This window comes from Streptococcus timonensis, assembly GCF_900095845.1.
GTDB lineage: Bacteria > Bacillota > Bacilli > Lactobacillales > Streptococcaceae > Streptococcus > Streptococcus timonensis.
Genome location: NZ_FMIX01000004.1, coordinates 1,055,661 through 1,081,582 on the forward strand (window position 1 = coordinate 1,055,661; position 25,922 = coordinate 1,081,582).

Here is a 25,922-nt window from a genome sequence, read left to right on the forward strand (position 1 = left end):
GTTCAGTCATTTGAATATGTTTGTGATTATTTTTCTATAGGTTTACGTAGGTAACCGTAAACTACACCACTGACAAGTGCTCCTACCAAGACAGAGACAAGATAGAGAAGAGCATTTGAAGTAAGGGCGATAACGAAGATTCCTCCGTGAGGAGCCATGAGCTTGATACCTGTAAGACCAACGAGTCCACCTGCTACTGCTGAACCAAGGATAAAGCTTGGGATAGCACGAGCTGGGTCTGCTGCACCAAATGGAATCGCACCTTCAGTGATGAATGACAAGCCCATAACGATGTTCGTCAAACCAGAGTTGCGTTCTTCTTTGGTAAATTTATTCTTGAAGAGAAGTGTTGCGACAAAGATGGCAAGTGGTGGAACCATTCCTCCAGCCATAACAGCTGCCATGGCTACTGAACCACCAGTAGCTACAGTTGCTGCAAGCGTACCAGTACCAAAGACGTAAGCTGCTTTATTGACAGGGCCACCCATATCGACAGCCATCATTCCTCCAAGGACGATACCTAGAAGGACTGCTGATCCACCTTCAAGACCAGCAAGGAAATTGTTCATACCAGTGTTGATTGCGGCCATTGGGATATTAACAGCTAGCATCACAAAGCCTGTCAAGATTGTTCCAAAAAGTGGCAAGAGAAGGATTGATTTAGCACCTTCAAGGGAGCGAGGAACCTTCACGTATTTCTTAACCAAGAGCACCAAGGCACCTGCGATAAATCCACCTACGAGGGCTCCAAGGAAACCTGATGATACTCCTGCAAGAGCTGAAGTTGCTTCACCACCCTGAGCGTAAGGGATTTTACCAAAGGCATAACCTTCTTTAGCGATGGCACCAGCTACGAAACCGGCTACCAAACCTGGTTTTTCAGCGATTGAGTAAGCAACATATCCTGCAAATACTGGAAGCATTAAACCAAAAGCAGAACCACCAATTTTCATGAACATTGAAGCGAGTTCATGGTAAGAACCAAGATTTCCAAGGCTCTCATTTGGAACTCCCAAAGCACCATCAATCAAGAAGGCGAGGGCAATCATGATACCACCACCAATAACGAATGGCAACATTTGTGATACACCACTCATCAAGTGTTTGTAGAAGGCACCACCTAGACTTTGTTTTTCATTAGATGCTGTTGAAGCTTGCGCTCCATTAGCAGCACGATATACTTCAGCATTACCAGAAAGAGCCAAGTTGATCAACTCTTCTGTCTTACGAATACCATCTGCAACCGGACGGTTTACCAATGGTTTACCATCGAAACGATCCATCTCAACTGCTTTATCTGCAGCGATGATAACAGCTTTGGCATTGCGGATATCTTCTGCTGTTAATTTGTTACCTACACCACTTGCACCGTTGGTTTCAACCTTGATACCAACACCCATTTCCGCAGCCACTTTTTGAAGAGCTTCTTGGGCCATGTATGTGTGGGCAATTCCTGTTGTACAAGCTGTAACTGCTACGATAAAGTCACCAGATTCATTTGAAGGAGCTTGAACTGGTTCTTGAGCTTTTTCTGAAGCTTGGTCAAAGAGGTCAATGACTTGATCAGCTGATGTTACTTGACGAAGTTTATCAGCAAATCCGTCTTTCATCAAATATTGTGACAATTCTGCCAAGGCAGCCAAGTGAGTATCATTGGCTCCTTCTGGAGCAGCAATCATAAAGAAGAGGTCAGTTGGTTGCCCGTCTAAACTTTCGTAGTCAACACCCTTGTTTGACCTAGCAAAGAGAACTGTTGCTTCCTTAACAGCAGCATTTTTGCTGTGTGGCATAGCGATACCGTCGCCCAAGCCTGTAGAAGTCAAAGCTTCACGCGCTAAGATTCCTTCTTTAAAGGTTTCAAAATCTGTCACGTAGCCATGCTCCACCAAGCTACGAATCATTTCTTCGATAGCTGCTGTTTTTTCAGTTGCTTGCAAATCTAACAACATCACATCTTTTCTCAATAAATCCTGAATTTTCATCTTTTTTCTACCTCAACTTTTTCATAAGTCTCTTTAATAAATTCTGCAGTTGCTAAATCATCTGAGAATGTCGTTGCTGTTCCACATGCCACTCCCCATTTAAAGGCTTCCACTGCGTCTTTTGATTTGACAAACTCACCCGTAAATCCAGCAACCATCGAGTCACCAGCCCCAACTGAGTTTTTAACTGTTCCCTTGATCGGTTTAGCAAAGTAGGCTCCATCTGATGTTACCAGAAGGGCTCCATCACCAGCCATGGAAATAATAACATTTTGAGCACCTTTAGCTAGCAATTCTCGAGCGTATTTCTCTATTTCATCAAGGCTTTCAATCTTGACTCCAAAGATAGCTCCCAGTTCATGATTATTTGGTTTCACCAAAAGTGGTTGATAATCCAAACTATCAATCAAGGTTTGACCTTCAAAGTCACAGACTACTTGTGCGCCTGTCTGACGCGTCAAAGCAATTAATTCTTTGTAAATAACATTACCCAAGTTTTTAGCACTCGAACCCGCAAATACAACTGTATCTTCTGCTGTTAAACTTAAAAGAATGGCTTTTAACTCTTCAAGTTGTTCGGGCTCAACATTAGGACCTGTCCCATTGATTTCTGTTTCTTGGTCGGCTTTGATCTTGACATTGATACGCGTATCTTCTGCCACTTGGACAAATTGCGTTTCAATTTGTTCTTCAGCTAAAGTATCTGTGATAAATTTTCCAGTAAAGCCTCCGATGAAACCTGTCGCTGTATTTGGAATATCCAAACGCTTCAAGACACGGCTAACATTGATACCTTTACCACCAGCAAACTTATCATCACTATCCATACGATTGACACTACCAACTTCTACTTTGTCCAAACGGACAATGTAGTCTATAGATGGATTGAGTGTGACTGTATAAATCATACTTCTATTACCTCCGTTTTCTCTTTGATAGCTGGCAAGAGCTCATGACCCTTGCTTGTAATCACAATAGCACGTTTTATAGGAGCTACCTTAGCAAAACAAGACTGACCAAGCTTGGATGAATCTGCTAGAACATATGTCTGTTTAGCATTTTCTAAGATAGCACGCTTGACTGCGCCCTCCTCCATATCTGGAGTTGTAAAGTAACCTTCATCTACACCATTCATTCCAATAAAGGCACGATCAAAGTGCAGTTGGTTAATCTGATTGAGAGCTACTCCTCCGATACTGGCATCAGTTGTCATCTTGACTCCACCACCGATAATGACTGTTGGGATTTGCTTATCCACTAATTGAACCGCATGGTGAATGGAATTGGTTACCACTGTAATGTCTTTTCGCTCAAATTCCTTAATGAGAAAGGCTGTCGTACTTCCTGCATCCACAAAGATAACATCTTTTTCTTTGATGAGAGAAGCTGCTTTTTGCGCAATCAACTTTTTCTCTTGAAGGTTTTTGACAGATTTCTCTTGAATGGTTTCTTCTTCTTGCAAGGAGTGAGGCAACTCTGCTCCTCCATGCACTCGACGAAGCTTATTTTCGGACTCCAATTCATCTAAATCACGTCTAACCGTTGATTCTGAAGTATCCAGCAAACCTACTAATTTCTCAAGTGAGACGATTTTATGCTGTTTCAATTCTTCTAAAATCAACTTTTTTCTCTCGCTTTTTAGCACGAACCCACCTCCTGTTAACGATTACATTATTCATTCTATCATAAAAAATATCAAAGTCAAGCATTTTTTATCAATTTCTTTCATTTTCTATCATTGACTCCTCAACTTTAAATAAATTTGCAAGAAAGAGGGCTTTATGGTAGACTAGGTTAGTAAACAATGGAAGATTACTCAAGAGGCTTAAGAGGCCGTGTTGGAAACGCGGTAGGCGTGTTAAAGCGTGCGTGGGTTCGAATCCCATGTCTTCCGTTTATTTTCAAAAAGATACCCAAGAAATCTTGGGTATCTTTTTTCTTATATTCTTGTTTTATAACTCGGGTGAATTTCTTAGAAAATATCAAATAACAATTTCACATTGAGAATTGTTAAGATAATGGAAACGATATAACCAAGAATGGTATTCCATTTAGCATTGGTAAATTCGCCCATCAGTGATTTCTTAGAAGTTAGATAAATCAAAGGGAAGATTGAAAACGGAAGAGCGATTGAAAGAAAGACCTGAGAATAGACCAATAACTGATCCAAGGTTTTTTCCTGATGACCAAACACAACCGCTACAATCATGACAGGCAACAAGGCAAAGAGACGAGTTGCCAAACGAATGAACCACTGAGGCAATCTCATATGCAAAAAACCTTCCATAACGATTTGTCCAGTCAAGGTACCCGTAATTGTCGAATTTTGACCACTGGCTAATAAAGCCAAGGCAAACAAGGTTGATAAGGTCGAGCTAGCTATAGCTCCTGCAATAGTAGAATCCTGCAAGGCATTATACATTTGAGAGAAGGCAGAAATCTCGGATGCATGGCCGAAAAAGAGAGCCGCTCCTAAGATCAAAAGAAGGGAGTTAACGACAAAGGCCAAGGATAACTCGAGATTAGAATCCCAGGTCATAAAGCGTACGGCTTTTCGAACATCATTTTTGTCCTTGTGATTGATTTTACGAGTCTGTGACAAGGATGAATGCAAATAGAGGTTATGAGGCATAACAGTTGCTCCCACGATCCCTAGTGCCAAGGTTAATTGACTTTCATGCCCTGGCAAGGGACTTTCAAATAAGGTTGCATTCGGTAGATAACCCTCAACGATTCCTTGGAAGCTTGGATGTGACAAGGCTACAAGATAGGTAAAAATTGCTAGAATGGTTAAAATCAGTGTTGTCACAATAGCTTCTATCTTCTTAAAGCCAAATTTCATCAAAAGCAATAAGAGAAAGACATCTAGAACCGTCAAAAGGATGGCTATCATAATCGGAATCTTAAAGAGAAGATTGAGAGCAATGGCTGAACCTAGAACTTCTGCCAGGTCTGTCGCCATCAAGGCTAATTCTAAAATCACCCATAGACTATAACGAAGCCATTTAGGTGAATGATGAGCCGTTGCTTGAGCCAGGTCCATCTGGGTTACAATACCAAGCTTTCCTGCCATCTGCTGAAGTTGCATGGCAATGAGAGATGAAATCAAGATAACAAACAAGAGACTATACTTATAGGAAGCACCACCGACTACACTGGTAATCCAGTTTCCTGGATCCATATAACCAACTGCGACAAGAGCACCCGGACCTAAAAAGGCCTTTAAATTTTGCCAGAAATGATTGTTATTTGGAGTATCGATAGATTGATTAATCTCAGAGAGTGACACTTTTTTATGAGAAGACATAGATACTTACCTCTTTCTAAACCTACTTTTTCATTATTTTCTATTAGAGAAAAATAAGATTGACTTTAAACTATTAAAACAATGAAAACTATATGAAAAACATTTAGTTTTTTCATTATTTTTCTTAAGGCACCTTAATTATAACAGAAAATATGATAAAAACTTAAGAAAATTCAGGACTTGATTTAATATTTAGGATACAACGGAATGTTGTATCCTTTGTTGTATCCCTTTAGTAAAAAGGAATGCAAAGGAATACCAAAGAACAAAATAAAAAACGTTGTAAAAACAACGTTTTAGAAAGATTTACAAAACAATGTAAATCATCAATGGAGCCGGTGGGAGTCGAACCCACGTCCAAACACCTGCTAACATATTTGTCTACAACCATAGGTTATGTATTGTTTTAACAGCTCCTCGACACATAACTCAAGCCTAGGAACTGCGAGTCTATAAATCTCTTATCAAACTGCTAGACAAAGTTTGATCGTATCTCGCTAATAATAAGACCTGTCATCAGACACGAGCAATCCGAATCGGGTCACGCCTGCTGGTTTTTAGGCAGCTAGAGCGTAAGAAGTGTTATTTTTTGCAGTTATATTTAACTGAGCGTTTACGTCGCCACACGGGTTGCAAAATATGCCTCATAATGCCTGTCGAATCCGTAACGACCCCAAAAAGACAATAGAACTATTATACCCTATCTATGGTAAAAATGCAAAAATCTATCTAAATCCTTTAATGGATAAGCATCTATTTTAATTCAGTCCTATTATTCTCTTTCTATTTCTATCTATTCTTATCTAACCAGGCCTCCAAGATTTGATAGACTCCTCCTTGACTATTTGCAGGAGCAATGTCTGTCGCTACCGCTTTAGCCTTTTCATCTGCATTTTCCATAGCATAGGCTATTCCTGCTAATTCTAACATTTCTACATCATTTTCACTATCGCCGAATGCCATGATTTCCTCAGACTTTATATTCCAGCGCTTAAGGAGTTCTTGTAAAGCCCATGCTTTATGGATACCATCTTGGATAATATCTAAACAACCATAGCCACTAGAAACAGCTTGAACATAGCCATTAAAAACCTGATTAAAATCTTCTTGCACTTGATCCATTCTATCTTCTCCAACCACCAAACTCATTTTAAGAACTCCTCCAAAAAGTTCTGGATGGAGTTCCTCCACAAAATTCATTCTTTGATAAAATAGCTCAATCATTTCTGGTGTCATAAATTTATCAAGTTGAGTAAAAATAGTACCTTCTTTAACAAATCCACCATTCATACTTGTAATGACAAATTGATTCTGACACTCTTGTCCTTTAAAAAATGTCAAAGCTTTTTCCACTAATTCATTATCCCAGGTTTCAACTTGGATTAATTGATTATTTTCAAAAATCTTTGCACCATTAGCGACAATTAGAACTACACGATCAGTCAAGTGACCGAGCAACTGACGTACTCGATGAATTTCATTCCCAGTCGCAATGACAAATCGTATTCCCTTTTCCTCTAACCTATCTAAGATTTTCTCTAAACGAGGTAGGTCTAGAAGGCCTTGGGAATCCAGTATTGTCCCATCCATATCTGTTGCAATCAGTTTAATTGTCATGATTTCTCCTTTTCTACCACTTCAATCCTACAAATTCTTTCATTTCTTTGTAGGCAGTATCGATTCTTTCCTTAGTTTCTTCATCCAATTTATCTCGATGAGGACCACCTTCTATAAAGTCCTCTAAAATATATGTCTGATAAAGGTAAAGTAAGTAACCATCTGGTGAATAAGTTCCTTTTGATGTGCGATTAACCCAAGTTGGATGAGCCTCTGCAGTTTCAATTGTTGTCTTTCCAGCTTTTTTCTTAATGGTTAAATCCATCAGAACTCCACGTTCCGTCCACTTAGCATTCTCTACATCTTGCATAGTTTCAATGCGTTGATTTGATAGGAAATTTCCCATCGAATAGATAATTAGCTTTTTGTCCCCATCTTTTTCAAGCATTTCTGCTGGTTCAACTACATGGGGATGCCCACCAAAGATAATGTCAGCTCCCCAACCAATCATCTTGTGATAGAGATTTTTTTGTTCTTCAGTCGGATCTAATTGGTACTCGATACCCATTTGTGGCATGACAATTGTGATATCCGCCTCTTTTTCAGCACGTTCGATCTCAGCCCTCATTTTATCTTCGTTTAAGTCAGATAAGTAATGATTGTAGTCTTCTGGAGAAATATACTCCTCGATACCGTTGAAGCCATAAGAATAAGCCAATAAAGCAATCTTTATGCCATTCACCTCCTTAATTACTAGAGGTGCCTTGTCACGTGGCTCATGAGTATATACTCCAATAGGTGTTATACCTGCTTTTTCAATCGTATCAGCAGTAGAAATCACTCCTTCTAATTGAGAATCAAGTATGTGGTTATGTGCCAAATCTAGCACCTGATAACCCGCATCCTTGATGGCATCCATAACTTCAACTGGAGCATTAAATAAAGGATAGCCAGCTAGATTGTAGTTCTGGTTTATAGTTCCTTCAAAATCTCCAATAACCAAGTCCGCTTTCTTAAACCACGGCTTTACATAATCAAAATTTTCATGGAAATCATAGCTACCGTCTTCTTGTTTTGCTGAAAAGTAGATGATATCGTGATAAAGTAAATCTCCGTGAGCCATTATTCGAGCACTGTTTTCTTGCTCTACCCCTTTTTGATTTTCCCGAGATCTAGACTCTTGTTGTAACACGGCCGAATCGCCACTAGTTAAAGATGTCCCTAAACTAGTTTCTAATAATAAAGTCAATAACATTGAAAGAGCAACTATTAGCAATAAGACTATAATAAAGGTTCTATTACTCCACTGAGTGTAATTCTTAAAAAATCCAACAGGCTTACTTATAATGTGTAAAACAGTTCTATTTCTTCTCTTCTGACTACGTTTTTCCATATTTTTCTCCCTGCTTTTTTGATGCAAGTATCCTTTCTTTATTATATCATAGACAGTTTTGTATTTCATCTAGCGATAAACTCCTACGCTTTCTTTCTAGGTCATTTTGTGTTATCATGAAGAAGTAAGAAAAGGAGAGAGAAAATGTCTGCTATAGAACGAATTACCAAAGCCGCTCATTTAATTGATATGAAAGATATTATCCGCGAGGGAAATCCGACACTTCGAGCTGTTGCCGAGGAAGTAAGCTTCCCCCTAAGTGATCAAGATATCATTCTTGGAGAGAAAATGATGCAATTTCTTAAACATTCCCAGGACCCTGTCATGGCTGAAAAATTAGGACTTCGTGGAGGAGTTGGTCTTGCAGCACCTCAACTAGATATCTCAAAACGAATCATTGCTGTACTAGTACCAAATATTACTGAGGAAGATGAAACACCTAAAGAAGCATATGACCTACAAGCTGTCATGTATAATCCCAAAATTGTTTCCCACTCAGTCCAAGACGCTGCTCTAGGGGAGGGAGAAGGCTGCTTGTCTGTAGATCGTGCTGTTCCCGGCTATGTTATCCGCCACGCTCGAGTAACCGTTGACTATTTCGATAAGGACGGAGAAAAACACCGCATTAAACTTAAAGGCTACAACTCAATCGTAGTTCAACATGAAATCGACCACTTAAATGGCGTCATGTTCTATGATCGCATTAATGAAAAAGATCCTTTCGCTATCAAGGATGGACTCCTTATCCTTGAATAATCAACAAACTGAGTCAAAAGGTATTCAATAAAATCTTATTGATTTCGCTTTGCCCTAGCATTTAAATGATAGATAAAAAATGATGAAAACAAATGATATTGTTTACGGTGTTCACGCCGTTACTGAAGCCCTCATAGCCAATACTGGAAATAAGCTTTATATCCAGGAAGATTTGAGAGGGAAAAATGTTGAAAAAATCAAAGAACTAGCAACTGAGAAGAAAGTCTCTATCTCTTGGACTTCCAAAAAGTCCCTTTCTGAAATGACTGAAGGAGCTGTTCATCAAGGGTTCGTTTTACGTGTTTCCGAATTTGCCTATACTGAACTAGACCAAATTCTTGCTAAAACAAGTCAAGAGGAAAATCCACTCCTATTGATTCTCGATGGACTAACTGATCCTCATAACTTAGGTTCTATCTTACGAACAGCCGATGCAACCAATGTTTCAGGTGTTATTATTCCAAAACATCGAGCTGTCGGTATCACACCCGTAGTTGCAAAGACAGCCACTGGTGCTATTGAACATGTTCCTATTGCTCGAGTTACCAATCTAAACCAGACCTTGGATAAACTTAAAGATCAAGGATTCTGGACTTTTGGAACTGATATGAACGGAACACCTTGCCATAAATGGAATACCAAAGGGAAAATAGCTCTCATTATCGGAAATGAGGGCAAAGGTATATCTAGTAATATCAAAAAACAAGTGGACGAGATGATTACCATTCCCATGAATGGTCACGTACAGAGCCTCAATGCCAGTGTTGCTGCTGCCATTCTCATGTATGAAGTCTTCCGAAATCGACTCTAATAAAAAGTTTCCAATCAGTTGATTGGAAACTTTTTTAACTATGTTCAGTAATAAATTTATAGGCTTCTTGACCTGCAATAGCTCCATCACCAACTGCTGTTGTAATTTGACGGAGGTCTTTCTGACGTACATCTCCAACTGCAAAGATACCATCCACTGCAGTTTTCATATGGGTATCTGTCATAATCCAACCTGACTCATCTTGTATTTGTAAATCCTTTGTAAATTCGCTAACAGGATCCAAACCTACATAGATAAACACTCCACCAAAAGCATGTTCAGTTACTTGATGAGTCTTAACATTTTCAATCATTACAGACTCAACACGATTTTCACCCTTGATTTCTTTAACAACTGAATCCCAAATGAATTTGATTTTATCATTAGCAAAGGCGCGGTCTTGCAAGACTTTTTGGGCACGAAGTTCATCACGACGGTGAACGATGGTTACAGATTTGGCGAACTGAGTCAAGAATATTGCTTCTTCAACAGCCGAATCTCCTCCACCTACAACCAATAAATCTTGGTCTCGGAAAAAGGCTCCATCACAGACTGCACAGTAAGAAACTCCACGACTATTCAGTTCTTCTTCACCCGGAACTCCCAAGAGACGATGTTTTGAACCAGTCGCTACGATAACTGTGCGAGTTTCAAATTCTTGATCATCTGTGATTACTTTCTTAACATCACCATGGCTCTCAATATTTTTTACAAAGCCATAGAGATGTTCAACACCTAGATTTTCAAGAGGTTCAAACATCTTTTCTGCTAACTCAGGTCCACTAATGTTAGCATAACCTGGATAGTTTTCAATGTCAGAAGTGTTGTTCATCTGACCTCCAGGAAGGCCACCTTCAATCAAAGCTACTTTGAGATTGCTACGAGCTGCATACAAGGCTGCAGTCATCCCAGCAGGACCTGCACCGATAATAATCGTATCGTACATTCTGTTTCCTTCTTTCTTGTTGTAACTATTTTTATTCTATCTAAATAACTTCAATTATACAAGCATTATGCCTTGATTACTAACAATAGACTCATCGTTGCAAAGGATAACACAGGAGTTGTTAATACACCAATCATCATCATATCAAAGAGGTGGGCTTGACGTGCCTTAGCTGTCCTATCCACACCGGATAAAGCTCTCAACCCAATCCAAAGTCCCAATACAATTAAGATGACCAACATGGTTAAAAGTAGGCTCTCTATATACAAAGTGAATATTTGTAGTAGCATGCTCTCACTCATTTCTTATATTTTTAAAGAGTAAACCCAGTTAGCACAGCCAACTGAGTTTTTCTTGTATTCTATTATATCAAATATAACTTCGTTTGTAACTAGCAAAGAATTCTTTTGTTCGTTCTTCTTTAGGATGATTGATAATTTCATCTGGCGTTCCAGATTCAATGATTTTTCCTTTATCCAAGAATAAAACCTTATCAGCAACTTGAGCTACAAATGACATATCATGGCTTACCAAAATCATGGTTTGACCAGACCTGGCAGCGTCTGCGATTGATTTCTCAACCTCTCCCACCAATTCAGGATCAAGAGCTGAGGTTGGTTCATCCAAAAGCAAAACGTCCGGTTTCATCGCTAGAGCACGCGCTATAGCTACACGTTGTTTTTGTCCACCTGATAGGTGACGAGGATAATGCTGTTCACGGTCTGAAAGTCCAACCTTAGCCAATTCTTCCTTAGCAATTTTGGTTGCTTCTTCGTCCGATAGTTTTTTAACTACCACCAAGCCTTCCTTGACATTATCAAGAGCTGTTCTACGCTCAAATAAATTAAACTGTTGGAAAACCATCGATAATTTACGACGAAGGGTCAGAATTTCTTCTTGCGTAATTTGAGAAAAATCAACTTTGAAATCATCAATCTGAATACTTCCACTATCAGGAGTTTCTAGATAGTTTAGGCTACGAAGAAAAGTTGATTTCCCAGCTCCTGAAGAACCAATTAAGGCAACAACTTCTCCTTTTTGAATATCTAAGTTAAGATGGTCTAAAACGGTTTGACCTGAAAAGGATTTGCTTAAATTTGAAATTTTAATCATTAGCGAAGCTCTCCTTTCATGTCTGTCTCAACATTATCTGGTGCTGCAATAGCCATTTTTCTTTCAATGAAACGGCCAAGATTTTCAATAACGATATTTACCACCCAGTAGACAAGGGCAACTGAGATAAAACGTTCAAAGTAACGATAGTCTGCACCACCCAAAATCTGAGCTTGGGCAAAGACTTCTACAACACCTGCACTGAAGGCTAGGGAAGTCCCCTTGGTCAAGCCAATCAAGGAGTTAATCAAGGTTGGTGTTGCAACTACTGCTGCATTGGGAATGATCACTCGACGGTAAACTTGACCACGTGTCATACCAAGACTTCGAGCTGCTTCAATTTCCCCTGGATTTACAGAAAGAATGGCTGCACGGATAGTTTCACTAGCATAGGCTGCCTCGTTAAAAGCAAATGCCACAATCGCAAATGTTGCTGCTGGAATAGCATTAATGTTCAGAGAAGTTCCCCATTGTTGATTCAAGGCTTTCAAAGCTAGTGGAATCCCGTAATAAGTCAACATCAGTTGAACTAAAATTGGAGTTCCTTTTAGGAAACTAACAAAAAAGGCTTGTAATGGGTATATAAATCTAACTCGGTTGATTTTAACGATAGCAAAGATTAGGGCTAGCATGATACCAAAAAAGGCACCAAATACCGTTAACATCAATGTTGTAGGTAATTGCTGTACAATTCTTGGAATCCCATCAAAGACAGAACGCCAACTAAAAAGTTTGCCATCTGGAATATATTGCATCAAATTTTGATACCAATCAGATGCTAAAATCGTTGTAACATTCATAGAAACATCCTCTCAAGATAATGATTCATTCTATCATACTTATGCTCTAATTAAAAATATTTGCTACGAGCATATCAGATTTCATCTACCTTCTAGTTTATCATACTTTAAAAGTGGGAGGTTATATATTTTATCTATCAAGGAGATAAGTAAAATCTATTTTAATGCTAACTCTTCGTATTCTTTACGGTAGCCAATCTGCTGAATTCGTCCATCTTTCACAAGAATTGGTCGTTTTAACAACATTCCATCACTAGCTAAGAGTTTAGCTGCTTCTTTATTAGATAAAGTTCCAACCTTATCTTTCAAACCAAGCTCACGATATTTGATTCCACTCGTATTGAAGAACTGTTTTAATTCAAATCCTGAAGATTCTAACCAGTTTAAAATCACCGTTTCACTTGGTGTTTCTTCTACTATATGAACGTCTTTATATTCAAGGCCTAGCTGATCAAGTTCCTTTTTTGCTTTTTTACAAGTTGTGCATTTTGGATATTCGATAAATTCTAACATATATTCACTTTCTAATATTTATAATCTGCCCTTTCGTGGTTCAAGAGCCAAGCTTTCCTTTCGAGTCCTGCAGCGTAACCTGTCAGTCGCTTGTTTGCTCCAAGTACTCGATGGCAAGGTACTAGAATGGACCACGGATTACGACCTACTGCTCCACCAACTGCTTGGGCAGAGGCTACACTTAGGTCTTTAGCTATTTGTCCATAGGTTACTGTAGTTCCAAAGGGAATTTCCCGTAAGTAAGACCAAACCTTCTTTTCAAAATCCGTCCCAATCGGAGCTAGAGGAAGTTCCGACAAACTCGGATTCTGCCCTAAAAAATAGTCATCCAAATAAGAAATAACCTGATTCAGAACAGGATGAGTTTTAACTTCTTCTATATTATCAGCTATCAGGCCTCTTTCAAAATGATTTTGGCCCTCCACCCAAATACCAAATAGATATTGGTCGGTAGCAACTATTGACAAGAGCCCAATTGGAGAAGTATAGACTATTTTTGCAAATTTATTTTGCATTCGATTTTATTTTTTGATAGGCCAAACGTTCCCCATCTACTGGGACCTTGCCGACTTGTTGGAACCCAAGTTTTTCAAATATATGTTGCATAATCTTATTTTCAGCATGAGTATCTGAACGGAAGTCTAGATAGTCAAAGCCTTCAATTAGTCCTTCTAAAAAGGTCTGAGCAACTTTTTGTCCTTGATTGGCAGCAACTACAGCAATACGATGGAATACAAGATACTCTGACTCTCCTCCTTGCCATTTGCCTTCATAAATAGCATCATAGGCAGATTCTGGACTCCTAGTAACAGCTGCGTAGGCAATAACGTCTCCTTCTTCAAGAGCCACATAGGCTTGACCTGAGATGATATCATCAATAATAATATCAGCATTTGGATACCCATTTTGCCATTGGTCGCTACCAGATTGAGCAAGAGTCTTTTTAGCATCTTCAATTACCTTCATAACTGCATTAACTTCATTTGGAAAGGCTAAACGAATTTCCATCTTATTCCCTCTTTTCTGACTAGTTTCTCTCATCATAGCATAATTTATATCTTTCTACAAGCACTTGAAATTTGACTTTCTTTTTGTATTATTATATAATCTAGTTATCAAAACTAGATAAAAAGGGGTTGGAAATGAAACGTTATTTTTCCTATCCAAAATGGAAAGAAATTCCAAATATTGATCTCTATCTGGACCAAGTCTTACTTTATGTAAATCAAGTATGCGAACCTATCTCATCAGGATCTGAAAAAGGCTTAACTGCTTCTATGGTCAATAACTATGTCAAACACGGCTATCTGACAAAACCTGAAAAGAAAAAATACCAACGCCAGCAAATCGCTCGTTTGATAGCTATAACTACGCTTAAGTCTGTCTTTTCTATTCAAGAGATTGCTCAAACACTCAATACTCTACAAACAGAAACTAACTCAGAGCAACTCTATAACGCTTTTGTGGACTATATGAACGAAGGGATTGACCCAGAAAATCCCATTATTCAAACCAGTTGTCAAACTGTTAAACTCTATTATCAAACTTTAGACTTAATACTTACCAAAGAGGAGGGGAATCCTAGATGAATACCAGCTTAAAACTTAGTAAACGACTTAGTTTTGGAGAAGAAATTGCCAACAGTGTCACCCATGCCGTAGGGGCACTTATTATGCTGATTTTGCTCCCTATCTCATCGACTTATAGTTATGAAGTTCATGGATTTTTATCGTCTGTCGGTGTGTCCATCTTCGTCATCAGCCTCTTTCTCATGTTCTTATCTTCTACTATCTACCATTCTATGGCTTATGGCTCAACCCATAAATATGTATTACGTATCATTGACCATTCCATGATTTATGTTGCCATTGCAGGTTCTTATACTCCTGTCGTTTTGACCCTAATGAATAACTGGTTTGGTTATCTCATTATTGCTATTCAATGGGGAACGACTATTTTTGGAATCCTCTATAAAATTTTGGCCAAGAAGGTCAATGAAAAATTCAGTCTCATTCTCTACCTCGTCATGGGATGGCTAGTCTTGGCTATTTTACCTGCAATCATCAGTCAAACAACTCCAATTTTCTGGAGCCTCATGGTATCGGGCGGACTCTGTTACACTGTTGGAGCTGGTTTTTACGCCAAGAAAAAACCATACTTTCACATGATTTGGCATTTGTTTATCTTAGCAGCTTCAGCACTACAGTACATTGCCATTGTTTATTATATGTAAAAAAAGAAGTTGGGAGAAATCCCAACCTCTTTTTTTATTTACACATATTCATAAAGTACTGATGTAGGCGAAGATCATTTGTCAATTCAGGATGAAAGGAGGTTACCAGCATATTTTTTTCTTGTGCCGCAATGATTTGATCGTTCACAATTGCTAGAACATCAACATCCTCACCAATACTACTAATAATTGGACCACGGATAAATGTCATGGGTATTTTACCAACTCCTTTGCAGTCTGCTTCGCTATAAAAGCTTCCTAACTGACGTCCATAGGCATTACGCTCCACTACTATGTCCATAGTCGATAGATGGCTTTCCTCTTGAGAAGTGATTTGTCTCGCTAGCAAAATCAAGCCTGCACAAGTTCCAAAGACTGGTAAACCGTTGAGAATAGCCTCTCTTATAGGAATCAACATTTGCTGATCTCGCAATAGTTTTCCCATAGTTGTAGACTCACCTCCTGGCAAAATCAAACCTAATAGCTCACTTCGATGTTGCTGAAAATCTTCTAGGTTTCGCAGCTCAATACTTTCAACTCCTAGTTGAGCAAGCATTTTCTCGTGTTCTACAAAGGCACCTTGCAAGGCCAAGATTCCGATTTTCATCTATTTTCCTCGCTCAGCCATGAGAATTTGGATTTCATTCTCGTTGATACCTACCATGGCTTCTCCTAAATCTTCAGAGATTTGAGCCAGAATTTGAGGATTCTGATAATTGGTAACAGCCTTGACAATTGCTGCCGCACGTTTAACAGGATCACCTGACTTGAAAATCCCTGAGCCAACAAACACACCTTCTGCACCTAGCTGCATCATAAGAGCAGCGTCCGCTGGTGTTGCAACACCTCCAGCTGCAAAGTTGACAACTGGTAATTTTCCATTTTCGTGGACATATTGAACTAATTCTACAGGTACTTGCAAGTCCTTGGCAGCAACATATAACTCGTCCTCACGGAGGTTTTGAATGCGACGGATTTCTTGATTCATCATACGCATATGACGAACTGCCTGAACGATGTCTCCTGTCCCTGGTTCCCCTTTTGTACGGATCATAGAAGCTCCTTCAGCGATACGACGCAAGGCTTCTCCTAGGTCTTTAGCACCACAAACAAAAGGAACTTGAAATTCTTTCTTGTCCACATGGAAACGATCGTCAGCTGGAGACAGAACTTCGCTCTCATCGATATAGTCAATCTCGATAGCTTCTAAAATCTGAGCTTCAACAAAATGCCCAATTCGAACCTTAGCCATAACTGGAATGCTGACCGCTTCTTGGATTTCCTTAATCATCTTTGGATCACTCATTCGAGAGACACCACCAGCAGCACGAATGTCAGCTGGAATTCGCTCCAAGGCCATAACTGCTGCCGCACCTGCAGCCTCAGCAATTCTTGCTTGTTCAGGGTTTTGAACATCCATGATGACGCCACCTTTAAGCATCTGTGCCAAATTTTTATTTAATTCATAACGATTTTCAGTCATTTTCTCTTCCTCAATAGTTGTATTGGTAGCTACAATTTTATTTTAAGGTAGAAATGACTCAAGTACAAGATAAAAAAAATCAATTTGTCCGGGTACAATTATCGCTAACAAAAAAAGCACCCGCATAGGGGTACTTTTTATTTCTTTGATCTTCTAATCCTTTTCACTAGATAAAATAGATATCCTGAAATCATATAAGCAACAAAGATAGTGACTGCCCATTTAAAGACAAAGCCCCATCCATGTTTGGGAGCATTCAAAAAGAAATAAGGGAAGGGACTATCCTTAGCATTTGGGACAGCCATCTTTAGAACAAATCCGTTTAAGATAGCAAAAATCATATAAAGCAAAGGAAGGCTAGTCCAAAGCATGGGATCAAACCACTTATATTGACGATTCTTATCAAAAATAATTGTATCTGCTAAAAACCAGAGGGGTACGATATAATGGCAAAGGAAATTTTCCAAACGGTAAAAATCTGTCGTCAAGGGAGCTAGCATGAAATGATAGATGACACAAGTAATCATAATACTCATGGTGACACCACCTTTGAGACGTAGAATCCCAGAACTCTGCCAACTATCACCGCCACTACGCATCTTTATCAAAAGATAGCCTGTAAAGATTACAACCAAAAGGTTAGAGAGGACTGTATAGTAGAGTAACATCCCTAAACCACCACGTTTAGTAATCTCCAAGTATACACCGGTAAAGGCTGCTATAAATAAAAAGATACGACTATAAAATATTACTTTTTCATTTTTAATCATGATTAAATCTTCTTCACAAATTCTGATTTAAGCTTCATAGCACCAAAACCATCGATCTTACAGTCAATGTTGTGGTCACCTTCAACAATACGGATGTTTTTCACACGAGTTCCTTGTTTGAGGTCTTTAGGAGCCCCTTTAACCTTCAAATCTTTAATCAAGGTTACTGTATCTCCATCAGCTAATTTGTTCCCATTTGCATCAATAGCAACAACACTATCTTCAACTTCGGTTTGCTCAGCAGGATTCCACTCGTAAGCACATTCTGGACAAACTAGAAGTGCCCCATCTTCATACACATATTCTGAATTACATTTTGGGCAATTTGGTAATTGACTCATGTTATCTCCTTAAAAAAATTATGATTATTTGATTGTCAAATTTTCTTTAACAGCAACTATTATACCTTAAAATACCTTTTTTGACAAATAATCATGAAAAACCGATTAGCATAAAAATGGTTAATCGGTTTTAAGTTATTCTTATAAATATTTCTGTGCTTCCACCTTGATTTTGTCAACAACTTCTAAAATAGAAAGTCCTGTTGTATCTAAGTAGATAGCATCTTCTGCTTGCTTCAAGGGAGAAGTTTCTCGATGACTATCTTTATAATCACGCGCTGCAATTTCTTCCTTTAAAGTTTCTAAATCAGTTTCAATTCCTTTTGAAAGATTTTCCTTGTAACGACGTTCTGCTCGCTCATCCACAGAAGCTACAAGAAATATCTTTAATTCAGCCTTAGGTAACACTACCGTACCAATATCGCGGCCATCCATAACAATGCCACCTTGTTGAGCAATTTCTTGTTGAAGAGCAACCAACTTCTCACGAATAGCTGGTATCGCTGCAAAAGATGATACTGCATTGGTCACAGCATTTTCCCTAATAGGATGACTAACATCAACATCTCCAAGAAAGACTAATTGTTCGCCACTTTCAGAACGTCCAAAGCTAATCGGATATTGATCCAATAATTCAAGAAGTTGAGAACTTTGATCAGGACTGATTTGATGTTGTAAAGCTACATAGGTCGCTGCACGATACATAGCGCCCGTATCGAGATAAGTATAACCGAAATCCTTAGCGATAATTTTCGCAACAGTACTTTTACCACTTGAAGCTGGACCATCAATCGCAATCTGAATTGTTTTCATAGTTGCTCCTATCTTATCTTAAGAACATCACCAGGATTTGCAAACCATGAACCTGTTGACATATGTGATGGGTTCAAAGCTTCTAGCTGTGCAATAGAGATTCCAGCTCTAGCTGCAATTGCAGCTTCACCTTCTCCAGCCAATACAGTAATTGTACCTTCAGGATCTGTATGAGCCTCTGTAGTATTTTGTTGTTCGCCAGACTCAGTAGTAGCTACCGTAGTTGTTTCTGTCGTTACAGTAGTTACTTCTTCAACTTTAGGATTTGCAGAATCATAAAAATCCTTCAAAGCTGATGTTCTATCACTTCCACCCGAAGATAGGTATACTAAAACAATAATCATACCTATAACAACAATAAAGAAAATGATAGCCAGGGTTGTTAAAGTGTTATTCGCTGTAAGAAAAGCCCACTTTCCACTTCTAGAATGGCGCTCACTTCTCGACTCTTCCTTGTTTTCCTCATAAATATCTTCTTGCCATGGTTCTTTTTCCATACCTTACTCCTTGTGTTTTTTCTATTTTCTTATTACAATATAAATATGAAAATCACACTTATACCTGAACGCTGTATTGCATGTGGACTTTGCCAAACTTATTCAGAACTATTTGATTATCATGATAATGGCATAGTACGCTTTTACGATGACCCTGATCAATTGGAAAAAGAGATTCCCACTAGTAATGACGTTCTAGAGGCTGTTAAAAATTGCCCAACACGTGCTCTGATCAAAGATTAAAAGTAATTATTTGGGATACTCAATTATTTTATTCCACTCTCTCTAGTTTAGCATATTTTTCTAGAAAATTATAGTCTTTTTAAAGACTTATTTTATTCTATTTTTATTTATTGTATAAACATTTTAAAAATTATGAGGCTTTCTAGTTATTGCTTTCTATAGACTGTTAAAAAAGAGGAAATTCTTCCTCTTTTTTTATATACAACTTTATTTAATCTTCAAATCCATTTGGATGTTTGCTTTGCCAACGCCATGCATCTTCACACATTTCTGTAATACCAAGTCCTGCTTCCCATCCGATCTCTTCCTTAGCTTTTGCTGGGTCTGAGTAACAGGCTGCGATATCACCTGGGCGACGTTCAACGATACGGTATGGAATTGGGCGCCCAACAGCTTTTTCCATATTTTGGATAATTTCAAGAACTGAGTAGCCTTTTCCAGTACCAAGGTTATACACATTGAGTCCAGAGCCTTTTTGAAGCTTCTTAAGGGCGGCAACGTGTCCTTTTGCTAGGTCAACGACGTGGATATAGTCACGAACACCTGTTCCATCTTCAGTATCGTAGTCATCTCCGAAGACTTGAACTTGTTCTAACTTACCAACTGCGACTTGTGTTACATATGGCAAAAGGTTGTTTGGAATGCCGTTTGGATTTTCTCCTAGGTCACCACTCTCATGCGCCCCAATTGGGTTGAAGTAACGAAGTAAGACAACGTTCCACTCTGAATCTGCTTTATGGATATCTGTCAAGATTTCTTCCAGCATAAGCTTGGTACGGCCATAAGGGTTGGTAGCTGAAAGTGGGAAATCTTCTAGAATTGGAACAGTATGAGGATCTCCATAAACTGTTGCTGAAGAACTGAAGATAATGTTCTTACAGTTATTTTCTTCCATTGCCTTCAAAAGGCTAACTGTACCGGCAATATTGTTATCATAGTAGGCAAGAGGGATACGAGTTGACTCACCAACTGCCTTCAAACCTGCAAAATGGATGACTCCTGTAGGTTCTTCCTGTTTGAAAATATCACGAAGCGTATCCGTATCTCGGATATCAGCTTCATAAAAAGGAATCTCAACTCCTATGATTCTTTCTACCACTTCAAGGCTTTTACGATTACTATTAGATAGGTTATCCACTACAACAACCTGGTGGCCAGCTTGGACCAATTCAACTACTGTATGAGTTCCGATATAGCCGGCTCCACCTGTGACTAAAATCTTTTCTTTCATCTTTTTCCTCTATTCTTGAATTATTTTTTTTATTTTACCATTTTTGATAGGGAAAGTCATTTGCTATCCTAATCCTATCGTAAAAACTAGGTAAAAAGTTTACAATTATTTCTCTTTAATATATCTTTCAGTCGGATAATCCGCTGGATCCAAGACTCCACTTTCCCCTTGAAGTATTTGGGCTAGGTGATAGCCTATAATGGGACCAGTTGTCAATCCTGATGATCCTAATCCACTCGCAGCAAATACTCCTGACAAGTTTGGCACTTGTCCGAAAAACGGCGAAAAATCACTCGTATAAGCACGAATCCCCACACGTTCACCACTTATCATTGCATCTTTTAAGATAGGATAAAACGAACTTGCTGCTTCAGCCATTTGTTGGAGCAAATTCTCATCAACTGTTAGATCAAATCCCATGTCATTTTCATGGGTAGCTCCTAGAGATAATTTACCGCCGGGAAATGGTATCAAATCCCACTCACCTTCCGGCATAACTACAGGGTAAGCTCCCATGTCTTGTGGTACTTGGTAATCTCGGAGTTGCCCCTTTTGTGGGCGAACATCCACCTCATAACCTAAAGGTTTTAGTATATCCCCCAACCATGCTCCTGTCGCAAGAACAACTTGGTCAAATATCTGATTTCCAATCTGATAACCTGAAGATACAGGTATTATCGTCACCCTATCTTTAATCACCTTGACCTGACTAGCTTCTAGCAAGCGAGTCACCAAGAGTTGTCCATCTACTCGAGCTCCTCCAGAAGCATAAAGTAATCTCTCAAATCCCTCTAGACCAGGAAATAAATTAGTTGCAGTCGCTTGATCTAAAATGGCTAATTCCCCAATCAAGGGAGATTCATCTCTACGTTGCAAGGCTAGTTTATAGAGTTCTTCAAATTTAGACTCATCTTTTTTCAAGAGGAAAACTCCCGAGCGCTGATAAAAATCAACTTCCTGCCCTGACTCTTGTAAATCATTCAACAAATCGACATAGAAGTCTGCTCCCAAGCGCGCCATCTTGAACCAAGCTTTATTGCGTCGTTTAGAAAACCAGGGACTGATAATACCAGCTGCTGCCTTTGTTGCCTGTCCAAGCCCATGATCATAGACAGTCACTTCTATATCAGCTTCTTTAGAGAGATAATAGGCAGTTGTCGCCCCTACAATACCTGCTCCAACAATGGCTACTTTTTTCATTGTCAATACCTTCTAATTATATATGGTGGAATGGATTTGTGGACGCTTGACTTGCGATAACTTCTAGCGACCAAGACTTTTCTTTCTTCCATTCGTTCAAGAGCTCGGCAATTTTTTTAACAAAGAGAACTTCAATATAGTGACCTGGATCCAGAGCCAACAAGCCGTCTGACAACATATCCTGAGCTGTATGATAATAGATATCTCCAGTGATATAGACATCTGCTCCTTTTGCTAAAGCATCATAGTAGAAAGACTGCCCACTGCCGCCACAAATAGCTACTCTTGAGATTGTTTTTTGCAAATCAGTCTCTTTATAATACACCATACGAAGGCTATCTAGACCAAATACTTCCTTAAGATGACTAGCAAATTCTTCAAATGTTTGAGGTCTAATATTGCCAATACGACCGATGCCACGTTCAGGACCTGTTTCCTGCAGATAAGTTGTATCCTCAACACCTAACATCTGGCAGAACCAGTCGTTGAGGCCATTTTCAACGATATCAATGTTAGTATGGCTGACGTAGACTGCAATATCATGCTTGATAAGATCAATATAAATCTGATTTTGAGGGCGACTAGCTACCAAGTCCTTTATCGGACGGAAGATAGGCGCGTGCTTAACGATAATCAAATCTACACCCTTTTCAATAGCTTCTGCCACTGTATCTTCACGTATATCAAGGGCAACCATGACTTTTTGGATGTCCTTGTCCAAAGTTCCAATCTGCAGTCCACGATTATCGCTTTCCATAGAAAATTCTTGAGGACAATAGGTTTCATAACGCTTAATTACTTCACTTGCTTTCATGGAGCACCTCCTTGATGGCTTGAATTTTATCTACTAAAACTTGACGTTCTTCATGATTTTTTTCTGGGATTTGACTAAGGGCAAATTCGAGCTTACTTGCTTCTCTTTGCCACTTTTGGACAAATACGGGGCTAAATTCTTTAGATAGAAAAGAACCAAAACGGGTGTCACTTGCTGACAATTTCATTTCTCCAGCTTCCACAACTAGAATCTCGTAAAATTTTCCAGCCTCCTCTAAAATACTTTCAGCTACAATCTGAAATCCATGCTCTTGTAACCAACTACGTAACTCATCTTCACGATTATTGGGTTGAAGAATCAATCGCTCAACATTGGCTAGTTTGTCCAAACCCTCTTCTAAAATCGTAGCAATCAAACGACCACCCATTCCTGCAATAGTGATAACAGAGACCTGGTCACTTTCTTCGAAAGCTGCTAAACCATTGGCTAAACGAACCTGGATTTTATCAGCTAAGCCATGACTTTCAACATTTTTGACTGCAGATTGATAGGGTCCCTCTACAACTTCACCCGCGATGGCAGCTTCAATATGACCTTTTTCAACTAATTCAATAGGTAAATAAGCATGGTCGCTACCGACGTCCAGTAAAACAGCTCCTTGGGGAACAAAAGAAGCTGTTGTTTCTAATCTCTTTGAAATCATCTTCTCTCACTTTCAAAAACTCTATTTCCCTTTATTATACCATATTTTATCTGGCTATCCTGCACCTAAAAAAGACCGCAATCATGGATTGCAGTCTTTCTTTATCTTTTAACTTGATGACGACTTGTCAGTATGAAAATCACAATAAAGACGAGCATCATAATGCCATAGATAGGTAATGTTTGACCTGTAAGTGTTGAAATTTCAAGCAACTTTTGGATTCTTGGGAATAGAGCTGTTCCAAGGAAACCTCCAATTGACCAAATAATCAATAACACACGCCACAGGCTAAATGGCAAGCAAGCTCTAACTACAGACATGAAACCAATCGATGCCAATAGATAATACAAAAGTGTCGAAATTTCAATGGCTGTCCAGTCTTGACTGGTTCCAAAAATTTTAACAAAGAGAACACTAAAGACTACCATCAAGGCACTTGGTAAAGCTCGAAGCATGGATTTTCTGAGAAAGTTTTGTTCCACAGGTTTGATATTTCGTTCAAAAGTTAATACAAACGGTGGGAATCCTTCTACAAACTGGTCAATCATAGTTATCTGAATCGGAATGAATGGGAAAATCAAAATCCATTCAGTACGTCCCAACAAAGCACTGGCAATACAGATAACTGCTAGCAAGAAGGAATAGATTGTCTTAATCAAGAAAATCGGAGCAATGTGGGCAATATTATTGACCACACGACGACCTTCGAAGAGAATCTCAGGAACATCATTGAAATCTGAATTCAAGAGGACCAGATTTGCAATCTGACGAGTTGCTGGGTCCCCTTCAGCCATAACAATGGAACAGTCTGCCTCACGGAGAGCTAGGATATCATTAACACCATCCCCTGTCATTGCTGTAGTATATCCTGCTTTTTTCAGAGTTTGGATGATCAATTTCTTCTGATGTGGAGACACACGGCCAAAAATAGCTGTTTCTACTGCTATAGCAATCAATTCTTCATCTGAAATTTTTGAACAATCTACATAACTTTGGTAATCTACAAACCCAGCTTTCTGCGCAATACTTGATACAGTAACCGGATTATCGCCAGAGATAATTTTCAGCCCTACTTGTTGCGTTCGTAAGTAATCAAGTGTTTCTGCAGCTCCTTCACGGATAGGATCCAAAATTTCTAGAAGCGCCAATGCCAAGATTGATTCTGGTCGTTTAGGTCTCTGATAGTCTAATTTTTCTTGACTAAGAGCCAAAACTAAGACACGTGAGCCGCGTTCTAAGGCTGCTCTAGCTTCTACTACTTCCTTATCTAGCAACATTTCAGGGGCACCAAGGAAAATAGTCCCAAGCCCCTCCATCTCCATAGCTCCCCACTTACGGTCGCTAGAAAATGGAACACTTGATGAAATTGAGTAACTAGTTTGCCCTTGGAATCGATGACGGATAGCTTGAGCAGTAGGATTTTTGTCTTCACTATGAGCCATATAGCTAGTTAAGATAGCAGCAATAGACTGCTCATCATAAACTTCTGTCAAAGGTAACAGTGAATCAACCTTCATTTTTCCTTGGGTAATGGTTCCTGTCTTATCCAAACAAAGCATATCCACGCGCGCTAAGGTTTCTACAGAATACATTTCTTGTACTAAAACCTTTTTAAGTCCTAGTTTTATCACTGCCGTCAAAAGCGAAGTTATAGTAAGTAGAGCAATACCTTTAGGCAACATCCCCAAAAGAGCTGTAGATGAATTGACTACAGAAGACTTTAGTGGCAAACCTTTTAAGACCAAGGCTTCAAGCAAGAGAGCAATTCCAAAAGGAATAATGATTTTCCCGGTAAAGCCAGCTAGTTGGTCTAGCGATTTCATGATACGTGAGTTAATTGGCTTCACTGTCTTAGCTTCAAGCATGAGTTTAGCAGCATAGTTATCCGCCCCAACATGATGTACCTGAGCGAGGACAGAACCACTTGCAAGAAAGCTACCCGACAACATTAAGTCTTTTACTTCTTTTTGCACCAAGTCGCTCTCACCCGTTAACATAGCTTCATTGACTTCTGCAAAACCTTCTAATACAATAGCATCACTTGGAATCTGATCTCCTGCTGATAAGCGAATCACGTCATCCAAAACAAGCTCTTCAGGGTCCAAAGCGATCTCTTGTCCATCACGAATTGTCGTAATTTTTTCTTTATTCAAGAGATTGAGCTTATCAACCATATGTTTGGCACGTAGCTCGGTTACAATCCCAGAAAATGCATTAAAACAGATGACTGCAAAGAAGACAAGGTTGCTCCATGCCTGTACAAAGGCAAGGGCAAGAGCTATCGCAAAGTTTAAGGCATTAAAAAGTGTAAAAACATTTCGCTTGACAATCTGCCAGGTGCTGGTGCTAGCTGAAGCTTTAAAATCATTGACCAAACCCTGTGACTGTCGGCCTCTAACTTCTGCTTGGGTTAACCCCATCATTTTATTTTTATCCATAAATTCTATCATATCAT

General features: G+C 39.1%; 29 protein-coding genes, 1 tRNA gene and 1 other RNA gene. 6 read left to right on the forward strand and 25 right to left on the reverse strand.

The annotated features are described in order from the left end of the window. Positions 1-26: 26 nt before the first annotated feature. The 3 genes from BQ2679_RS08995 to BQ2679_RS09005 are packed head-to-tail and all read right to left on the reverse strand — an operon-like array spanning position 27 to position 3,627. Complete coding sequence (locus tag BQ2679_RS08995) at positions 27-1,982, reverse strand: PTS fructose transporter subunit IIABC (protein ID WP_075567851.1); 1,956 nt, start codon at positions 1,980-1,982, stop codon at positions 27-29. Then, the gene (pfkB, locus tag BQ2679_RS09000; RefSeq protein WP_049504498.1) at positions 1,979-2,890 is read right to left on the reverse strand and encodes a 1-phosphofructokinase; all 912 of its coding nucleotides are present in this window, start codon (positions 2,888-2,890) and stop codon (positions 1,979-1,981) included. The genes BQ2679_RS08995 and pfkB overlap by 4 nt, the downstream gene beginning before the upstream one ends. Beyond that, positions 2,887-3,627: a DeoR/GlpR family DNA-binding transcription regulator gene (locus tag BQ2679_RS09005; protein ID WP_075567852.1), complete on the reverse strand. Its 741-nt coding sequence runs from the start codon at positions 3,625-3,627 to the stop codon at positions 2,887-2,889. The genes pfkB and BQ2679_RS09005 overlap by 4 nt, the downstream gene beginning before the upstream one ends. Positions 3,628-3,788: 161 nt before the next feature. Between BQ2679_RS09005 and BQ2679_RS09010 the strand changes: the two genes are divergently transcribed. Further along, a tRNA-Ser gene (locus BQ2679_RS09010) sits at positions 3,789-3,876 on the forward strand. A 78-nt stretch (positions 3,877-3,954) separates the two neighbouring features. On the opposite strand, the gene BQ2679_RS09015 is transcribed toward BQ2679_RS09010, so the two are convergent. The 4 genes from BQ2679_RS09015 to BQ2679_RS09030 form a co-directional block, all read right to left on the reverse strand. Further along, on the reverse strand, positions 3,955-5,289 hold the full coding sequence (locus BQ2679_RS09015; RefSeq protein ID WP_075567853.1) for an Nramp family divalent metal transporter: 1,335 nt from the start codon (positions 5,287-5,289) through the stop codon (positions 3,955-3,957). Between the two features lie 327 nt (positions 5,290-5,616). Further along, positions 5,617-5,964: a transfer-messenger RNA gene (gene ssrA / locus BQ2679_RS09020) on the reverse strand. A gap of 114 nt (positions 5,965-6,078) precedes the next feature. Continuing rightward, complete coding sequence (locus tag BQ2679_RS09025) at positions 6,079-6,906, reverse strand: HAD family hydrolase (protein WP_075567854.1); 828 nt, start codon at positions 6,904-6,906, stop codon at positions 6,079-6,081. Between the two features lie 13 nt (positions 6,907-6,919). Beyond that, positions 6,920-8,239 carry a CapA family protein gene (locus BQ2679_RS09030; protein WP_075568085.1) on the reverse strand — a complete coding sequence of 440 codons (1,320 nt, stop codon included), beginning with the start codon at positions 8,237-8,239 and terminating at the stop codon, positions 6,920-6,922. A gap of 144 nt (positions 8,240-8,383) precedes the next feature. Between BQ2679_RS09030 and def the strand changes: the two genes are divergently transcribed. Together def and rlmB are read left to right on the forward strand one after the other, a co-directional pair. Then, positions 8,384-8,995: a peptide deformylase gene (def, locus tag BQ2679_RS09035; protein ID WP_075567855.1), complete on the forward strand. Its 612-nt coding sequence runs from the start codon at positions 8,384-8,386 to the stop codon at positions 8,993-8,995. An 82-nt stretch (positions 8,996-9,077) separates the two neighbouring features. Further along, positions 9,078-9,806: a 23S rRNA (guanosine(2251)-2'-O)-methyltransferase RlmB gene (gene rlmB / locus BQ2679_RS09040; RefSeq protein WP_075568086.1), complete on the forward strand. Its 729-nt coding sequence runs from the start codon at positions 9,078-9,080 to the stop codon at positions 9,804-9,806. Positions 9,807-9,840: 34 nt separating this feature from the next. Here the strand turns inward: rlmB and trxB are convergent, their stop codons facing one another. The 7 genes from trxB to BQ2679_RS09075 all read right to left on the reverse strand — a co-directional run bounded on the left by trxB (position 9,841) and on the right by BQ2679_RS09075 (position 14,186). Further along, complete coding sequence (gene trxB / locus BQ2679_RS09045) at positions 9,841-10,752, reverse strand: thioredoxin-disulfide reductase (RefSeq protein WP_075567856.1); 912 nt, start codon at positions 10,750-10,752, stop codon at positions 9,841-9,843. Between the two features lie 65 nt (positions 10,753-10,817). Beyond that, complete coding sequence (locus BQ2679_RS09050) at positions 10,818-11,042, reverse strand: DUF4059 family protein (protein WP_075567857.1); 225 nt, start codon at positions 11,040-11,042, stop codon at positions 10,818-10,820. A 79-nt stretch (positions 11,043-11,121) separates the two neighbouring features. Further along, positions 11,122-11,865: an amino acid ABC transporter ATP-binding protein gene (locus BQ2679_RS09055; RefSeq protein ID WP_075567858.1), complete on the reverse strand. Its 744-nt coding sequence runs from the start codon at positions 11,863-11,865 to the stop codon at positions 11,122-11,124. Continuing rightward, a complete protein-coding gene (locus BQ2679_RS09060; RefSeq protein ID WP_075567859.1) occupies positions 11,865-12,665 on the reverse strand; it encodes an amino acid ABC transporter permease in 801 nt (266 codons plus the stop codon). The genes BQ2679_RS09055 and BQ2679_RS09060 overlap by 1 nt, the downstream gene beginning before the upstream one ends. 156 nt (positions 12,666-12,821) lie before the next feature. Then, positions 12,822-13,178 carry a Spx/MgsR family RNA polymerase-binding regulatory protein gene (locus BQ2679_RS09065; protein ID WP_075567860.1) on the reverse strand — a complete coding sequence of 119 codons (357 nt, stop codon included), beginning with the start codon at positions 13,176-13,178 and terminating at the stop codon, positions 12,822-12,824. An 11-nt stretch (positions 13,179-13,189) separates the two neighbouring features. After that, on the reverse strand, positions 13,190-13,693 hold the full coding sequence (locus BQ2679_RS09070) for a methylated-DNA--[protein]-cysteine S-methyltransferase (RefSeq protein WP_075567861.1): 504 nt from the start codon (positions 13,691-13,693) through the stop codon (positions 13,190-13,192). Continuing rightward, on the reverse strand, positions 13,683-14,186 hold the full coding sequence (locus tag BQ2679_RS09075) for a GNAT family N-acetyltransferase (protein WP_075567862.1): 504 nt from the start codon (positions 14,184-14,186) through the stop codon (positions 13,683-13,685). Before BQ2679_RS09075 ends, BQ2679_RS09070 begins: the two co-directional genes overlap by 11 nt. Positions 14,187-14,320: 134 nt before the next feature. Here BQ2679_RS09075 and BQ2679_RS09080 point away from each other — a divergent pair, with 134 nt between their 5' ends. Next, positions 14,321-14,767: a DUF1836 domain-containing protein gene (locus BQ2679_RS09080; protein ID WP_075567863.1), complete on the forward strand. Its 447-nt coding sequence runs from the start codon at positions 14,321-14,323 to the stop codon at positions 14,765-14,767. Beyond that, positions 14,764-15,411 carry a PAQR family membrane homeostasis protein TrhA gene (trhA, locus tag BQ2679_RS09085; RefSeq protein WP_075567864.1) on the forward strand — a complete coding sequence of 216 codons (648 nt, stop codon included), beginning with the start codon at positions 14,764-14,766 and terminating at the stop codon, positions 15,409-15,411. The genes BQ2679_RS09080 and trhA overlap by 4 nt, the downstream gene beginning before the upstream one ends. A gap of 34 nt (positions 15,412-15,445) precedes the next feature. On the opposite strand, the gene pdxT is transcribed toward trhA, so the two are convergent. From pdxT to BQ2679_RS09115, 6 genes are all read right to left on the reverse strand, one after another. Then, positions 15,446-16,018, reverse strand: coding sequence for a pyridoxal 5'-phosphate synthase glutaminase subunit PdxT (gene pdxT, locus BQ2679_RS09090; RefSeq protein ID WP_075567865.1), 573 nt, complete (start codon positions 16,016-16,018; stop codon positions 15,446-15,448). Further along, positions 16,019-16,894 carry a pyridoxal 5'-phosphate synthase lyase subunit PdxS gene (gene pdxS, locus BQ2679_RS09095; protein ID WP_074324233.1) on the reverse strand — a complete coding sequence of 292 codons (876 nt, stop codon included), beginning with the start codon at positions 16,892-16,894 and terminating at the stop codon, positions 16,019-16,021. 137 nt (positions 16,895-17,031) lie between these two features. Continuing rightward, positions 17,032-17,664 carry a Pr6Pr family membrane protein gene (locus tag BQ2679_RS09100; protein WP_075567866.1) on the reverse strand — a complete coding sequence of 211 codons (633 nt, stop codon included), beginning with the start codon at positions 17,662-17,664 and terminating at the stop codon, positions 17,032-17,034. 2 nt (positions 17,665-17,666) lie between these two features. Then, a complete protein-coding gene (locus BQ2679_RS09105) occupies positions 17,667-18,005 on the reverse strand; it encodes a zinc ribbon domain-containing protein YjdM (RefSeq protein ID WP_075567867.1) in 339 nt (112 codons plus the stop codon). Between the two features lie 141 nt (positions 18,006-18,146). After that, a complete protein-coding gene (cmk, locus tag BQ2679_RS09110) occupies positions 18,147-18,818 on the reverse strand; it encodes a (d)CMP kinase (RefSeq protein ID WP_075567868.1) in 672 nt (223 codons plus the stop codon). A gap of 8 nt (positions 18,819-18,826) precedes the next feature. Then, positions 18,827-19,315, reverse strand: coding sequence for an SAG1386/EF1546 family surface-associated protein (locus BQ2679_RS09115; RefSeq protein ID WP_075567869.1), 489 nt, complete (start codon positions 19,313-19,315; stop codon positions 18,827-18,829). Between the two features lie 45 nt (positions 19,316-19,360). Here BQ2679_RS09115 and BQ2679_RS09120 point away from each other — a divergent pair, with 45 nt between their 5' ends. Continuing rightward, the gene (locus BQ2679_RS09120; protein WP_075567870.1) at positions 19,361-19,558 is read left to right on the forward strand and encodes a ferredoxin; all 198 of its coding nucleotides are present in this window, start codon (positions 19,361-19,363) and stop codon (positions 19,556-19,558) included. Positions 19,559-19,769: 211 nt separating this feature from the next. Here the strand turns inward: BQ2679_RS09120 and galE are convergent, their stop codons facing one another. The 5 genes from galE to BQ2679_RS09145 form a co-directional block, all read right to left on the reverse strand. Beyond that, positions 19,770-20,789 carry a UDP-glucose 4-epimerase GalE gene (gene galE, locus BQ2679_RS09125; protein ID WP_075567871.1) on the reverse strand — a complete coding sequence of 340 codons (1,020 nt, stop codon included), beginning with the start codon at positions 20,787-20,789 and terminating at the stop codon, positions 19,770-19,772. Positions 20,790-20,894: 105 nt separating this feature from the next. After that, a complete protein-coding gene (locus BQ2679_RS09130) occupies positions 20,895-21,989 on the reverse strand; it encodes an NAD(P)/FAD-dependent oxidoreductase (RefSeq protein ID WP_075567872.1) in 1,095 nt (364 codons plus the stop codon). Positions 21,990-22,005: 16 nt separating this feature from the next. Continuing rightward, complete coding sequence (locus BQ2679_RS09135) at positions 22,006-22,803, reverse strand: Nif3-like dinuclear metal center hexameric protein (protein WP_075567873.1); 798 nt, start codon at positions 22,801-22,803, stop codon at positions 22,006-22,008. Further along, on the reverse strand, positions 22,790-23,467 hold the full coding sequence (locus BQ2679_RS09140; protein WP_075567874.1) for a tRNA (adenine(22)-N(1))-methyltransferase: 678 nt from the start codon (positions 23,465-23,467) through the stop codon (positions 22,790-22,792). The genes BQ2679_RS09135 and BQ2679_RS09140 overlap by 14 nt, the downstream gene beginning before the upstream one ends. Positions 23,468-23,568: 101 nt before the next feature. After that, positions 23,569-25,917: a cation-translocating P-type ATPase gene (locus BQ2679_RS09145; RefSeq protein ID WP_392392624.1), complete on the reverse strand. Its 2,349-nt coding sequence runs from the start codon at positions 25,915-25,917 to the stop codon at positions 23,569-23,571. Positions 25,918-25,922 lie beyond the last annotated feature (5 nt).